This is a genomic window from Acidovorax kalamii, from assembly GCF_002245625.1.
Classification (GTDB): Bacteria; Pseudomonadota; Gammaproteobacteria; order Burkholderiales; family Burkholderiaceae_C; genus Acidovorax; species Acidovorax kalamii.
This window is the reverse complement of record NZ_NOIG01000005.1, coordinates 38,872-52,905: the sequence shown is the minus strand read 5'-3', so window position 1 is coordinate 52,905 and position 14,034 is coordinate 38,872. Positions and strand designations below refer to the sequence as shown.

The window sequence follows — 14,034 nt, the reverse complement described above, 5'->3', positions numbered from 1 at the left end:
TTAGCACAATGCACCCATGAACCGCAGAAACATCCTCCTCGCCAGTGCCGTTGCCGCCGCAACGGTTTTTTCTTCTTCCATCGCTTCGGCGCAGGACACGGGCCAACCCATCCGCCTGATCGTGCCGTATGCCCCCGGCGGCCCCATCGACGTGACGGCGCGTGCACTGGCTGAGCGCGTGCGCGATTCGCTGGGCACGGTGATCATCGACAACAAGGGCGGCGCGGGCGGCAACATCGGCGCCGACGCCATTGCCAAGGCTGCACCCGACGGCCTGACCATTGGCATCGCCGCCACCGCCACCCATGCGGTCAACCCCTGGCTGTATGCGCGCATGCCGTATGACGCAGGCAAGGACTTTGCAGCCATCACGCAGATGGTGCGCGTGCCCAACGTGCTGGTCATGAACGCCGCCAAGGCCGAGCAGCTCAAGATCAACTCGGTGGCCGACCTGATCGCCTACGCCAAGGCCAACCCCGCCAAGCTCAACTATGGCAGCGGCGGCAACGGCAGCGCAGGCCACCTGGCGGGCGAAATGTTCAAGCAGCGTGCGGGCATCTTCGCGCTGCACATCCCCTACCGGGGTGCCAACCCGGCCCAGCTCGCGCTGCTGGCGGGCGAGGTGGACTTCAACATCGACAACCTCGCCGCCGCCGCGCCCAACATCCGCGCGGGCAAGCTCAAGGCGCTGGCCGTGACCTCGCTGGATGCCTCGGCGTCGCTGCCGGGCGTGCCCCCGCTGTCGGCTACGTTCAAGGGCTTCTCCATCGACACCTGGTGGGGCCTGGTCGCCCCTGCGGCCACCCCCAAGCCCATCATCGACAAGCTGAACAAGGCGTTTGTCGCAGCGCTGAACGCACCCGAGACCAAGACCCGCTTCGGCGCCCTGCTGGCCGAACCCGTGGCCACCACGCCGCAGCAGTTCGACAGCTTCATGGCCAGCGAGCGTGCCAAGTACCAGCAGGTGGTGAAGGCGTCCGGCGCGAAGGTGGATTGACCCCCTGAGCCACAACCCACTCGGCGCCGCTGCCAGAGGCGGCAGCTCTTCGACGCCGTCCAAGCCTGCGCAGGCAGGCTGGGAGTTGCGGCCTCTCAGCCCCAGGGGGGACGCCACCCGTGGCCCGGCAGAGCCGGTTCCACGGTGGCGCTGGCATGGGGCCGCACCCGCGTCATAGGGTGCGGGGGAGTCAAGTGCACGGTTTTTTTAGGCTTTTTGGCCTCTTGCGCCCGCCCATCAAGCGCCAGCAGCTCCTAAATCAGGAGCAATCACCACCCACAGCACCCTCTGCCCAGTCCGCACCGGCCAGCCGGTAGATGCTCTGCGCGGCAACGGCCTGCAAGGCGGCAGCGCTCACCCGTTCGGGCACCAGGTCGGCCAGGGGGCGCAGCACAAAGGCGCGTTCGTCCATGCGGGGGTGGGGCACGGTGAGGGTGGGGGTGTCGATCACCCGGTCGCCAAACCACAGGATGTCCAGGTCCAGCGTGCGCGGCGCATTGCGGTAGGGGCGCTCGCGCCCGGCGGATTGTTCGATGGCCTGCAGCGCCTGCAGCAGGGCCTCTGGCGCGAGGGTGGTGGCCACTTCGGCCACGGCGTTCAGATAGTCTGGGCCGCCAGCATCCACCGGGGCGCTGCCGTACAGCGGCGACACCCGCAGCACGCGGGTGCCAGGGGATTGGCCCAGGGCGCCCAGGGCCTTGCGCAGGGCGGCTTCACGCTCGCCCAGGTTGGCGCCCAGGCCCACATAGACCAGGGAGGGCGGTACGCCCATGTCCTGCGAACTCACTCGCCTGCTGTGGCAGGCGCTGCGCCTTCGCCACCACCGCCCGCCCCGCCACCGGGCTTGCGGCGACGGCGGCGGCGCTTTTTGGGGGCGCTGCCTTCGGTGGCGAACTCCATGCCCTCTTCCGGGTAATCCGCGCCCTCCGCCGGAGCCGCAGCGCGCGGGGCTGCCGCCGGTGCATTGCGCGGCACGCGCTTGACCACTGGCTGCTGCGCCTTCTGGCGCGCCTTCTGCTCTTCGCGTGCCTGGTCCATCAGGTCGTCACGGCGCTCGTCGTCGGCCGCCTGGAAGTCCTGCCACCACTCGGCCAGCGCTTCCTCGACCTCGCCCACATCGGCGCGCAGGCGCATGAAGTCGAACCCGGCCCGGAAACGCGGCTGCATGACCATGCCGAACGGCGTGTTGCCCACGCGCTTTTCAAAGCGCGGCTGCATGACCCAGATCTCGCGCATGTCGGCGGCCAGCTTGCCCCGGCCCGATACGTCGCCAATGCGCTTGTCGAACACTTCGTCGATGGCCTCCTGCAGCGCGGGCAGCGGGTGCTGGCGCTGGTTCAGGCGCTCTTGCCAGCCATTGCGCACGTCTTCCCACAGCACGCAGGCCAGCAGGAAGCTGGGGGCCACGGGCTTGCCTTCGTTCACGCGGCGGTCGGTGTCCACCAGGGCGGCTTTCACAAACGGGGTGTCGGCACGCTCCACGGCCACGTCGAGCAGCGGGTAGATGCCCTTGGCCATGCCCAGCTTCTTGAGCTGCTCGATGGTGGCAATCGCGTGGCCGGTTTGCAGCAGCTTGAGCATTTCGTCAAACATGCGGCTCTGGGGCACCTCGGCCAGCAGGGCCTGCGACTGCACCAGGGGTGCGGCCGACTTGGCGTCGATGGTGAAGCCCAGCGGGCTGAGCTTGGCCGCAAAACGCACGGCGCGGATGATGCGCACCGGGTCTTCGCGGTAGCGCGTGGCGGGGTCGCCAATCATGCGCAGCGTCTTCTTCTTCGCGTCCTGGATGCCCTTGTGGTAGTCCACCACGATCTGGCTGACCGGGTCGTAGTACATGGCGTTCACGGTGAAGTCGCGGCGCGTGGCGTCTTCGTCCTGCGGGCCCCAGACGTTGTCGCGCAGCACGCGGCCGCTGGCGTCCACGGCGTGCTGCATGCCCGCCAGTTGTGCCTTGGAGGTCTTTTCGTTGCCGCTGACCTGGCCTGCGGCGCTGTTGTCAAGGTAGGCGCGGAAGGTGGAGACCTCGATCACCTCATGTTCGCGGCCCCGGCCGTGCACCACGTGCACGATGCGAAAGCGCTTGCCGATGATGAAGGCGCGGCGGAACAGGCCCTTGACCTGCTCGGGCGTGGCGTTGGTGGCCACGTCAAAGTCCTTGGGGCGCAGGCCCAGCAGCAGGTCGCGCACCGCGCCACCCACGATGTAAGCCTCAAAACCTGCCTGCTTGAGGGTGGCCACCACCTCGGCGGCGCGGCGGTCCACCAGCTCGGGGTTGATGCCGTGCACCGAGGCGGGCACCTCTTCGCGCTTGCCGAAATGGGGCTTGCCGCCCGAGGTGCCGGGCGTCGATTTGCCCAGCAGTTTGTCGATGAACTTCTTGATCATGGGTAGAGAAATATCAGGGGGCTGCGAGCGCAGGGGTCAAGCGGCCGTCTGGCTGGCAGGCTCGGCAAACAGGTCCAGTATGCGCCAGCCGCGCTGCTGGGCCAGGGCGCGCAGGCGCGGGTCGGGGTTGGTGGCCACCGGGCGGTTCACCTTTTCGAGCAGGGGCACGTCGTTCATGGAGTCGCTGTAGAACGTGCTGTCCACATCGGCCCAGGTGAGCTGGCGCGCGGCCAGCCATTGCTCCATGCGCGTGACCTTGCCCTCGCGCATGGTGGGCACGCCGTCGATCTCGCCGGTGTACCAGCCACTCGCGTCACGCACCAGCTGCACGGCCAGCAGCTGCGGCACGCCCAGCGCCTGGGCGATGGGGCCGGTCACGAACTCGTTGGTGGCAGTGACGATCAGCACCTCGTCGCCCGCCGCCTGGTGCTGGCGGATGAGGTCGAGTGCCTGGGGCTGTATGGCGGGGGTGATGACCTCGCGCATGAACTGCTGGTGCGCAGCCGCTGCCGCCTCGGGCCCGCGCAGGCGCACGGCCTCGGTGGCAAAACGCACGTAGTCGTGCACGTTGAGCGTGCCGGCCTGGTAGTGGGCGTAGAACTCGTCGTTGCGGCGCGCGAATTCCACGGGGTCGTTCCAGCCGATGCGGATGGTGAACTCGCCCCACTCGTAGTCGGAGTCGAGTGGCAGCAGCGTGTGGTCCAGGTCGAACAGCGCAAGCCGCAGGCGGCGTGGTTCAGAGGTCATTGAGATTTACAAAGAGACAAAAGAAAAACACCGCTTCACTCCGACTCCAGCATGGTTTTCAGCAGCGGGATCGTGATGGCGCGCTGGGTGCGCAAGGCAAACGCATCGAGCTGGTCCAGCAGCTGCATCAGGCTGCCCAGGTCGCGCGAGAAGCGGTTGAGCATGTAGTCCATCACCTCGTCGCCCAGGAACACGCCGCGCGCGTCGGCCTCCTGGCGCAGCACCGAGCGGCGCTCGGCCTCGCCCAGCAGCTGCAGCTGGAACACATGGCCCCAGCCCAGGCGGCTGCGCAGGTCGTCGCGCAGCGGCAGGTCGGCGGGGGGCAGGTCGCCCGCAGCCAGCACCCAGCGCTGGCTGCCGCTGGCGGGGCTGATGGCGTTGACGAACCAGTTGAAGGCCGTGGCCTGCTGGGCGGTGTCGTACAGATGCACATCGTCCATGACGATGGCGGCCCAGTCTTCGTTGAAATCCGGCGGTTCGGCCACCGAGGGGTCCAGCCAGCCCACGCTGGCGCCCTGCTCGCGCAGGGCCTGGCGCACGGCCTTGAGCAAGTGGGTTTTGCCGCTGCCGGGCTCGCCCCACAGGTAGGTGGGCACGGGCGAGCGGGTGGCCTGGCTGCTGCCGTCGCCAGCGGCCAAACGCAGGTGCTGCAACGCTGCCTCGTTGGGGCCTGCAAAAAAACGGGCCAGGGTAGGCCCCGTGGCCAGGCCGATGTCCAGCGCCAGTTGCTTCATCATCATGCACGGCCCCCCGGCGGCAAGGGCAGGCCCGTGGCGGTCGGTGCGGGAGCGGCAGGCGAGGAGAGTTTCAGCAGCAGCATCACAGGAGAATGGGAAGAAGGCGCCCGGCCATGGGTGGCTGCGGCGGGGTGCAGCGGCAAAGTGGCTCACGGCGCGGGGCGCGACCGGCTCCCTGGGCAGGGGGCTGGGCGACAATGGACCCGATTTTAGTCTGGCGCAGCCCCCCTGCCGCCGCCGCCGCACCCCGCTGTCAAGAACCCGCACCATGACACCTCCCGCCGCCCCCTCCAAACGCCTGCCCGCTGGCATCTGGGCCCTGGGGTTTGTCAGCCTGCTCATGGACATTTCCTCCGAGATGATCCACAGCCTGCTCCCTGTCTTCATGGTCACGGCCCTGGGCGTGAGCATGCTCACGGTGGGCCTGATCGAAGGCGCGGCCGAGGGCACGGCCATGGTTCTCAAGGTGTTTTCGGGGGCGCTGAGCGACTGGTGGGGCAAGCGCAAGCCGCTGGCCGTTCTGGGCTATGGGCTGGGCGCCCTGTCCAAGCCGCTGTTTGCCCTGGCGTCCACGGCGGGCTGGGTGATCACGGCCCGGTTGCTCGACCGGGTGGGCAAGGGCATCCGGGCGGCGCCACGCGATGCGTTGGTGGCCGACCTGGCACCGCCCGACCAGCGGGGGGCTGCGTTCGGCCTGCGGCAATCGCTGGACACCGTGGGCGCCTTCCTGGGCCCCCTGCTGGCCATGGGGCTGATGTTGCTGTGGGCCAACGATTTCCGCGCGGTGTTCTGGGTGGCCGTGATCCCGGCCGCGCTGTGCATCGTGGTGCTGGTGTGCGGCGTGAAAGAGCCCGAGCGCCCCAGCGGCCAGCCGCGCACCAACCCCATCCGCAGCGAAAACCTGCGCCGCCTGGGGAAAAACTACTGGTGGGTGGTGACCCTGGGCGCAGTCTTCACGCTGGCGCGGTTCAGTGAGGCGTTTCTGGTGCTGCGCCTGCAGCAAGGGGGGCTGCCACTGGCCCTCACGCCACTGGCCCTGGTGCTCATGAGCCTGGTGTTCTCCCTGGGCGCCTACCCCCTGGGCAAGCTCTCCGACCGGATGAACCACACCACCCTGCTGGCCTGGGGCCTGGTGGTGCTGATCGCGGCCGACGCGCTGCTGGCCTGGCGCGGCCACGGCATCGCGGCCTGGCTGGGCATTGCGCTGTGGGGCCTGCACATGGCCATGACCCAGGGGCTGCTGGCCACCATGGTGGCGGTCAGCGCGCCCGCCGACCTGCGCGGCACGGCCTTTGGCATGTTCAACCTGGCCAGCGGCGTGGCGCTGCTGGTCGCGAGCGCCCTGGCTGGCCTGCTGTGGGACCAGTGGGGCGCCAGCGCCACCTTCCTGGCCGGAGGCGTGTTCAGCACCCTGGCGCTGCTGGGTGTGCTGTGGCACGCGCGCACCGAAGCCACCCCGCCAAAGCCCCCGCTCACACAGGGCTGAGCGGGGCGGTCGGCCCAGCCCCCTTAAAATCCTCGGATTCCAGCCCGCTCGGCGGGCCTACCAGCACCAAAGCACCTCCCATGAGTTCCTCTGCCTCCTCCACCCCCATCTCCTACAAAGACGCCGGCGTTGACATCGACGCGGGCGACGCGCTGGTCGAGCGCATCAAGCCGCTGGCCAAGAAGACCATGCGCGAAGGCGTGCTGGCAGGCATCGGCGGCTTTGGCGCGCTGTTCGAGGTGCCCAAGCGCTACAAGGAGCCGGTGCTGGTCTCGGGCACCGACGGCGTGGGCACCAAGCTCAAGCTGGCGTTTGAATGGAACATGCACGACACCGTGGGCATCGACCTGGTGGCCATGAGCGTCAACGACGTGCTGGTGCAGGGCGCCGAGCCCCTGTTCTTCCTCGACTACTTCGCCTGCGGCAAGCTCGACGTGGACACCGCCGCTGCCGTGGTCGGCGGCATCGCCAAGGGCTGCGAACTCTCTGGTTGTGCACTCATCGGCGGCGAAACCGCTGAAATGCCCGGCATGTACCCCGCAGGCGAATACGACCTGGCCGGTTTTGCCGTGGGCGCGGTCGAAAAGTCCAAGATCCTGACCGGCCGGGATGTGAAGCCTGGCGACGTGGTACTGGGCCTGGCCTCGGCCGGTGTGCATTCCAACGGTTTCAGCCTGGTGCGCAAGTGCATCGACCGCGCAGGCGACAGCGCCCCCGCCACACTGGACGGCAAACCCTTCAAGCAGGCCATCATGGAACCCACCCGCCTGTACGTGAAGAACGTGCTGGCTGCGCTGGCCCAGCACCCCATCAAGGCGCTGGCCCACATCACCGGCGGCGGCCTGCTGGAAAACATTCCCCGCGTGCTGCCCGAAGGCACTGCCGCCCACCTGAAGAAGGGCAGCTGGCCTCAGACCGAGCTGTTCGCCTGGCTGCAGAAGACCGCCGGCATCGACGACATCGAGATGAACCGCACCTTCAACAACGGCATCGGCATGGTGGTGGTGGTGGATGCTGCCAACGCTGAGGCCACGGCTGCCACGCTGCGTGCGGCGGGTGAGCAGGTCTACACCATTGGTGCGATTGCCGCACGCGGCGATGGCGCCGCCGTGGTGGTCGCCTGAAGGCCCTCGCCCCAACCCGCCACAGCCAGCCGCGCGCTGGCTTGTGCGCGCCGCTTGCGCTTTGGATTGTGTTCGCCCCACCAGACCGTTCCTGAGGTGACTGCGCATGGCATCGCGTCCCACCCTCCCTGCCTTGCCGCCTGCGGCAACCCCCACACCGCCCGTTCCCGTGGACGGTGTGCCCCCTGCTACGGACTTTGACGCGGCCACGCCCGCACGCCCCGCCACCCGCGGCGTCGTGATTGCCAGTTACCTGCTGATGGCCGGTGTGCTGCTGCTGGTGATGTGGCGCGGCCTGCTGCCTGGCCTGCTGTGCGTGTGCCTGGGCTTTCTGCTCACCCGGGCGCTCACGCGGTGGTTTGGCGCCCTGGCCGCGCGCGCATTGCGCCAGCCATCGGCAACACCCCGCACCCTGCACCTGGCCCAAATCGCCGCTGCCGCGCTGGTGATGCTGCTGCCCCTGGTGCTGCTGGGCGTGGGGCTGACGCATTCGCGCGGCTACCTGGTGGCCGCGCCGCACCAGTACCAGGAACTGCTCAACTACATGGCCCGCACGGTGCTGGAGCTGCGGCTGAAACTGCCGCCCGACATGGCCAGCCACCTGCCCGATGGAGCCGTCGAGTTGCAGCGCGTGATTGCCAACTACCTGGGCGCCAAGGCGGGCGCGCTGGCCATGGCCGGGCGCGCCTGGCTGGCCGGGGTGCTGTTTGCCTATGTGGGGCTGCTGATCGGCTCCCTGGCCGCCGTGCGCCCCCTGGGCAGCGCCCTGGGCCCGCTGGCCGACCAGCTGCGGCTGCGCATCACCCTGTTCGGCGAGGCTTTCCGCCAGATCGTGGCAGCACAGTTCTGGATCGCGGCGTTCAACACCCTGCTCACGGCCCTGTTCCTGCTGTTTGTGCTGCCGCTGTGGGGCATGGAGCTGCCCTACACCCCCGTGCTCATCACCTTCACCTTTGTCGCCGGGCTGGTGCCCATCGTGGGCAACCTGGTGTGCAACGTGGTGCTCACCATCGTGGGGCTGTCGGTGTCGCCGCTGGCGGCTGCGGCCTGCCTGGGCTTTCTGATCCTGATCCACAAGGCCGAATACGTGATCAACGCCAAGGTGGTGGGCCGCCGCACGCAGATGGGTGTGTGGGAGTTGCTCTCCGTGATGTTCGTGGCCGAAGCCGTGTTCGGCCCCGCCGGGCTGGTGGCCGCGCCGCTGTTCTACGCTTACCTCAAGAAGGAACTGGTGGCGACACGGCTGGTGTAGCACCCCGCCACGCTCCGCAGGTCTGCACGGGCCGTGCCATCCCCTGCTGCCGCAGCCCCCCGGTTGCCGCCCATGCGGGTAATTGCCCTGCCACCGGCGAAAACGCAGCAGTACCCTGCCAGCAGGATGACCATGCCGCAGGGGAACCGCCGCTGCAGCACGCGCCCTCCATTCCGTATCAGGAGGCCCCATGACCACCGCACGCAAGCTGGCCCTGTTGGTGCTGAGCGCTGTTCTCGGCATCATCGTGTTGACCACCTGGTTCCTGGTGTCCGAACGCCAGCTGATCCTGGAAGAGCGCCAGACCGGTGTACGCCAGGTGGTGGAGTCGGCGCATGGCATTGCCGCCCATTTCCATGACCTCAGCACCAAGGGCGGCATGCCCGAGGACGAGGCACGCAAGCGCGCGGCGGCGGCCATCCAGGCTGTGCGCTACAGCGGCAACGAATATGTGTGGATCAACGACATGCATCCACGCATGGTGATGCACCCCATCCGCCCCGAACTCAATGGGCAGGACCTCACCGCCAACAAGGACCCGAACGGCAAGCAGCTGTTTGTGGAGTTTGTGCGCACCGTGCAGGCCAGCGGCGCGGGGTATGTGCCCTACCTCTGGCCCAAGGCGGGCAGCGACACGCCGGTCGAAAAAACCTCCTACGTGAAGGGTTTCGCGCCCTGGGGCTGGGTCATTGGCTCGGGGGTGTACATCGACACCGTGGACACCGCCATCTGGCAGCGCGCCACCCGCTTTGGCCTGCTGGCGCTGCTGCTGGGCGCGGCCCTGCTGGTCATCGGCACCCTGATCGCACGCAACCTGATCCGGCAGCTGGGTGGCGAGCCCGACTACGCGCGCAGCATTGCCCGCAGCATCTCCGAAGGCAACCTGTCGGTGGCCGTGGCCACACGCGCGGGCGACCACTCCAGCCTGATGCGGGACATGCAGGCCATGCAGGACAACCTGCACCGCATCGTGCAGAAGGTGCGCAACGGCACCGAACACATCGCCAGCGCTTCGCAGCAGATTGCAGCGGGCAACCACGACCTGTCGGCACGCACCGAATCCCAGGCGAGCGCGCTGGAGCAGACCGCTGCCTCGATGGAGGAGATGACCTCCAACGTGAAGCAGAACGCCGACAACGCCCGCCAGGCCAGTGCCCTGGCGCAGTCGGCCTCCGAGGTGGCGCGCAAGGGCGGCGCGGTGGTCGAGCAGGTGGTGCAGACCATGGGCTCCATCGATGCGTCCTCGCGCAAGGTGTCCGACATCACCGGGGTGATCGAAGGCATTGCGTTCCAGACCAACATCCTCGCGCTGAACGCGGCTGTGGAGGCCGCGCGCGCAGGCGAACAGGGCCGGGGCTTTGCCGTGGTGGCCAGCGAGGTGCGCAGCCTGGCCCAGCGCTCATCCGCCGCCGCCAAGGAGATCAAGGCGCTGATCGGCAACTCCGCCGAGCAGGTGAAGGCGGGCGCCGAACTGGCCCAGCAGGCGGGCAGCACCATGCAGGAGGTGGTGACCAGCGTGCAGCGCGTGTCGGCCGTGATCGAGGAGATCAGCCAGGCCAGCCGCGAGCAGACCGACGGCATCGAGCAGATCAACGAAGCCGTTGCCCAGATGGACCAGGGCACCCAGCAAAACGCTGCCCTGGTGGAGCAGGCCACCGCCGCAGCCGCCGCGCTGCAGCAGCAGGCGCACGAGCTGAACCAGGTGGTGGCGGCCTTCCGGCTGCACGAAGGTGGACACGGGGCCGGGCCAGACGGCGCCCCGGCGGTCCTGCCTGCGGCTGCGGCGCCGCGCCAGCTGCGCTGACGGGACTGCAAGAGGAAGGGCGAAAGGACGGGGTGCCTGCGCAGACCGCAACCAGAACAGGACCAGAAAAAATGGCCTAAATTGATCGAAGTCTGTCCCACAAGCATCGGACAACAAGGGCCTTCGGCGCGAGGATAGGGGCTTCCAAACACCCCTCTCCAGAGATTTCCGCATGAAAACCTGTCTGATTGTGATTGATGTCCAGGAATCCTTCCGCCACCGCCCGTTCTTCACGGAGAAGGACCTGCCCGCCTACCTGCAGGCCCAGAACGCCCTGATCGCGGGCAGTGTCGCCCAGGGCATCCCGGTGGTGCGGGTATTCCACAGCGAGGGCCCCGAGGTGGCCGAGAACCCGTTCTCGCAGGCAGCCGGCCAGGTGCGCGCCCTGGAGGGCCTGGCCAGCTTCGACGCGGCCGCCACCTTCACCAAGTCGCGCCACAGCGCGCTGGTGGGCACGGGCCTGGACGTGTGGCTCACACGCCATGGCATCCAGCGCCTCATCATCAGCGGCATCCGCACCGAACAGTGCTGCGAGACCACCACACGCCACGCGTCCGACCTGGGCTGGGCCGTGGACTACGTGACCGATGCCACCCTGACCTGGGACATGGTGCAGCCGGATGGCCAGGTGCTGGCGGCGGCCGACATCAAGACCCGCACCGCCACCGTGCTGCAGGGCCGCTTTGCCACGCTGTGCACCGTGCAGCAGGCGCTGGACCGGGCGGCCGCATGAGCGCCGCGCCGGGCCGCCCCAAGCAAGCTCGCACCGCAGGCGAAGCCGGAGGTACACCAGTGAGCAAGCAGCCCTTGCAGGTCGCCATCCTGGTGTTCGACGACGTGGAGGCCCTGGACCTGGGCGGGCCCTACGAGGTCTTCACCACCGCCAGCCGCATGCACCAGCGCCAGCACCCCGGCGCCCCCGCGCCGTTTGCCGTGCAGTGCGTGGCCCGCAGCCTGGCCCCGGTGCGCGCCCGGGCGGGCCTGCGCGTGCTGCCCGATGCAGACTTTGTGAGCGCCACCGCGCCCGATGTGCTCATCGTGCCCGGCGGTGTGGTCGATGCCGCTGCTGCCTGCCCCGCCACCCGCGCCTGGGTGGCCCAGGCAGCGGGCCGCGCGCAGATCACGGCCTCGGTCTGCACGGGCGCCTTCATCCTTGCTGCGGCCGGCGTGCTCACCGAAGGTCCGGCCACCACACACTGGGAGGACATTGCCGACCTGCGCGCGCAGTTTCCGGCGCTGGAGGTACAGGAGAATGTGCGCTGGGTGGACCGGGGTGCCCTGGTCACATCGGCGGGCATCAGCGCGGGCATCGACATGAGCCTGCACCTGGTCACCCGGCTGGCAGGCGCAGCACTCTCGCAGCGCACCGCCCGCCAGATGGACACCCCGTGGAACACGGCGCCATGAAACGCCTTTGAACAGGCTCTGAGACCGCCCCGTTTGCAAGAACCTTCGATGCAGGACACACCACCTTCTTCCCCCATCCACGTGTACTTCGCCCTGCTGCCGGGCAGCCTGGTGCTGGACTGGGCCGGCCCGGCCGAGGCGCTGCGCATCGCCAACCAGGCGCTGGTGGGCCGGGGCCAGCCCGAGCGGTTTGTGCAGCATTTCGTGAGCCCTACGCCGCAGTCCGTGACCTCGGTGGGCGCGGTGCTGACGGGGCTGGAGCCCCTGCCCGCCACCCTGCCCACGCCCGCCTGGGTGGTGCTGGTGGGGCTGGCGGGCAAACACATCGACGTAGCGGGCGACGAGGCGCGTGCGCTGCTGCACTGGCTGCGCGGGCTGCGGCCGGTGGCGGGGCAGCTGGAGCTGGTCACCGTGTGCGCCGGTTCGGTGCTGGCCGCCCACGCCGGCCTGCTCACGGGCCGCCGCGCCACCACGCACCACCTGCACCTGGATGAGCTGGCCGCCGTGGACCCACGCTGCGATGTGGTCGCCAACCGCGTGTTTGTGGCCGACGGCGCCGTCTACAGCAGCGCGGGCGTGACCACGGGCATCGACCTGCTGCTGCACCGCATCTCGGACACCTGCGGCCCTGCACTGGCGGCCCAGGTGGCACAGGCCATGGTGGTGGCCCTGCGCCGGGGGCCGAACGACCCGGAGTTTTCGCCCTTCCTGCACCACCGCAATCACCTGCACCCCGCCCTGCACCGCGTGCAGGACGCGGTGGGCCAGCAGCCCCAGGCCGACTGGAGCGTGCCCCAGATGGCCGAGGTGGCGCACACCTCGCCACGCCACCTCACCCGGCTGTTTCTGGAGCATGCGGGCATTGCCCCGCTGCAGTACCTGCGCCGCATCCGCCTGGCCACGGCCGAGGCCGCGCTGCGCTCGGGCCAGAACGTGACACAGGCGGCGCTGATGGCGGGCTTCAGCTCCGACACCCAGTTGCGCCGCGCCTGGCACCAGTTCGGGCGCGGGGGCACGCCGTCCCAGGGGGCGAGCCCGGGCCACACCCATTGAGCCGATCCCCGGGCTGTGGGGACGGCCTTCGCGGCCCATAATGGGCGCCCATCGCGACTGCCCCCACACCGCCATGAAAGAGCCACCGCGCCCCGCCCACGAGGACGACCGCCTGCAGGCCCTGCGCCAGTTGCTGATCCTCGACACCCCTCCTGAAGAGCGTTTCGACCGGCTCACGGCCTTTGCCGCGCAAGAGTTCGACATGCCCATCGTGCTGCTGTCGCTCATTGACGAGCAGCGGCAATGGTTCAAGTCGCGCCATGGGCTGGACGTGTGCGAGACGGCGCGCGGCATCTCGTTCTGTGGCCATGCCATCCTGCACGACGACACCATGGTGGTGCCCGATGCGGCGCAGGACGAGCGGTTTGCTGACAACCCGCTGGTGACCGGCGACCCGCACATCCTGTTCTATGCCGGAGCGCCGCTCAAGATGCCGGGCGGCCAGAACATCGGCACGCTGTGCCTTATTGACCGCACGCCGCGCCAGCTCGACGCCATTGACCTGGCCATCCTGGCGTCGCTGCGCGACCTGGCGGTGGAAGAACTGGTGCGCCGTGCCAGCGAGGAGCCCGCCGCATGAGCCCCGCCTCCACCCCACCGCCCATTCTGCTGGTGGAGCCCAGCTCGCTCACGGCCAGCATCATCGTGTCCACCGCGCGGCAGCTGAACCTGCCTGCAGTACGCCAGGTCAGCAGCGTGCGCACCGCGCAGCAACACCTGGCAGCCCAGGCGTTTCTGGGGGTGATCGTCTCGCTGGAAGAAGCACAGGCTGCCGTGGCGCTGCTGGAGCAGGTGCGCGACGCCCGCTTTGCCGTTGATGCGCAGGTGCCCGTGGCCGTGACCACGGCCCAGGTCGATGCCTCCACGGCCGTGAAGATGAAGGCGCTGCAGGTGCGGCGTGTGCTGCTCAAGCCCTTCAAGGTGCGGGACGTGATCTCGACGATCCAGATGCTGCAGGACCCCATGCAGGCCTCCAGACTTCAGGCTTTTTAGGCCACCTGCGCCCTCCAGTATTGCCTTTACAGCTATCTAATTAATAGCA

14 protein-coding genes are annotated in these 14,034 nt (G+C 68.7%); 10 read left to right on the top strand and 4 right to left on the bottom strand.

What is annotated here, in order from left to right; all coding sequences use genetic code 11:
* Positions 1 to 16 precede the first annotated feature (16 nt).
* Positions 17 to 997 (top strand): Bug family tripartite tricarboxylate transporter substrate binding protein, encoded by a 981-nt coding sequence (locus CBY09_RS07825; RefSeq protein ID WP_094288208.1) that lies wholly within the window; start codon positions 17 to 19, stop codon positions 995 to 997.
* A 259-nt stretch (positions 998 to 1,256) separates the two neighbouring features.
* Here CBY09_RS07825 and folK read toward each other — a convergent pair whose 3' ends face one another.
* From folK to hda, 4 genes are read right to left on the bottom strand one after another with little or no spacing between them, the layout of a single operon-like run.
* Positions 1,257 to 1,769, bottom strand: a complete 513-nt coding sequence (gene folK / locus CBY09_RS07820; protein WP_094288206.1) for a 2-amino-4-hydroxy-6-hydroxymethyldihydropteridine diphosphokinase — start codon at positions 1,767 to 1,769, stop codon at positions 1,257 to 1,259.
* 11 nt (positions 1,770 to 1,780) lie between these two features.
* Positions 1,781 to 3,382, bottom strand: a complete 1,602-nt coding sequence (pcnB, locus tag CBY09_RS07815; protein ID WP_094288204.1) for a polynucleotide adenylyltransferase PcnB — start codon at positions 3,380 to 3,382, stop codon at positions 1,781 to 1,783.
* A 36-nt stretch (positions 3,383 to 3,418) separates the two neighbouring features.
* A complete protein-coding gene (locus CBY09_RS07810) occupies positions 3,419 to 4,129 on the bottom strand; it encodes a histidinol-phosphatase (protein WP_094288202.1) in 711 nt (236 codons plus the stop codon).
* Positions 4,130 to 4,164: 35 nt separating this feature from the next.
* Entirely contained in the window at positions 4,165 to 4,863 is a 699-nt protein-coding gene (hda, locus tag CBY09_RS07805; RefSeq protein ID WP_063461677.1) for a DnaA regulatory inactivator Hda, read from the bottom strand.
* A gap of 271 nt (positions 4,864 to 5,134) precedes the next feature.
* Between hda and CBY09_RS07800 the strand changes: the two genes are divergently transcribed.
* The 9 genes from CBY09_RS07800 to CBY09_RS07760 all read left to right on the top strand — a co-directional run bounded on the left by CBY09_RS07800 (position 5,135) and on the right by CBY09_RS07760 (position 13,985).
* Positions 5,135 to 6,352, top strand: coding sequence for an MFS transporter (locus tag CBY09_RS07800; protein WP_094288201.1), 1,218 nt, complete (start codon positions 5,135 to 5,137; stop codon positions 6,350 to 6,352).
* 80 nt (positions 6,353 to 6,432) lie between these two features.
* Positions 6,433 to 7,476, top strand: a complete 1,044-nt coding sequence (gene purM / locus CBY09_RS07795) for a phosphoribosylformylglycinamidine cyclo-ligase (RefSeq protein ID WP_094288199.1) — start codon at positions 6,433 to 6,435, stop codon at positions 7,474 to 7,476.
* 178 nt (positions 7,477 to 7,654) lie between these two features.
* Positions 7,655 to 8,728, top strand: a complete 1,074-nt coding sequence (locus CBY09_RS07790) for an AI-2E family transporter (protein WP_094288584.1) — start codon at positions 7,655 to 7,657, stop codon at positions 8,726 to 8,728.
* Between the two features lie 190 nt (positions 8,729 to 8,918).
* Positions 8,919 to 10,532, top strand: coding sequence for a methyl-accepting chemotaxis protein (locus tag CBY09_RS07785; RefSeq protein ID WP_240515634.1), 1,614 nt, complete (start codon positions 8,919 to 8,921; stop codon positions 10,530 to 10,532).
* A gap of 172 nt (positions 10,533 to 10,704) precedes the next feature.
* Positions 10,705 to 11,265 carry a cysteine hydrolase family protein gene (locus tag CBY09_RS07780; protein ID WP_094288197.1) on the top strand — a complete coding sequence of 187 codons (561 nt, stop codon included), beginning with the start codon at positions 10,705 to 10,707 and terminating at the stop codon, positions 11,263 to 11,265.
* Between the two features lie 59 nt (positions 11,266 to 11,324).
* Positions 11,325 to 11,939 carry a DJ-1/PfpI family protein gene (locus CBY09_RS07775; protein WP_094288582.1) on the top strand — a complete coding sequence of 205 codons (615 nt, stop codon included), beginning with the start codon at positions 11,325 to 11,327 and terminating at the stop codon, positions 11,937 to 11,939.
* Between the two features lie 48 nt (positions 11,940 to 11,987).
* A complete protein-coding gene (locus CBY09_RS07770; protein ID WP_094288195.1) occupies positions 11,988 to 12,992 on the top strand; it encodes a GlxA family transcriptional regulator in 1,005 nt (334 codons plus the stop codon).
* Between the two features lie 73 nt (positions 12,993 to 13,065).
* Positions 13,066 to 13,572, top strand: coding sequence for a GAF domain-containing protein (locus CBY09_RS07765; RefSeq protein ID WP_094288580.1), 507 nt, complete (start codon positions 13,066 to 13,068; stop codon positions 13,570 to 13,572).
* Positions 13,569 to 13,985: a DNA-binding transcriptional response regulator gene (locus CBY09_RS07760; protein WP_094288193.1), complete on the top strand. Its 417-nt coding sequence runs from the start codon at positions 13,569 to 13,571 to the stop codon at positions 13,983 to 13,985. Before CBY09_RS07765 ends, CBY09_RS07760 begins: the two co-directional genes overlap by 4 nt.
* Positions 13,986 to 14,034: the final 49 nt, after the last annotated feature.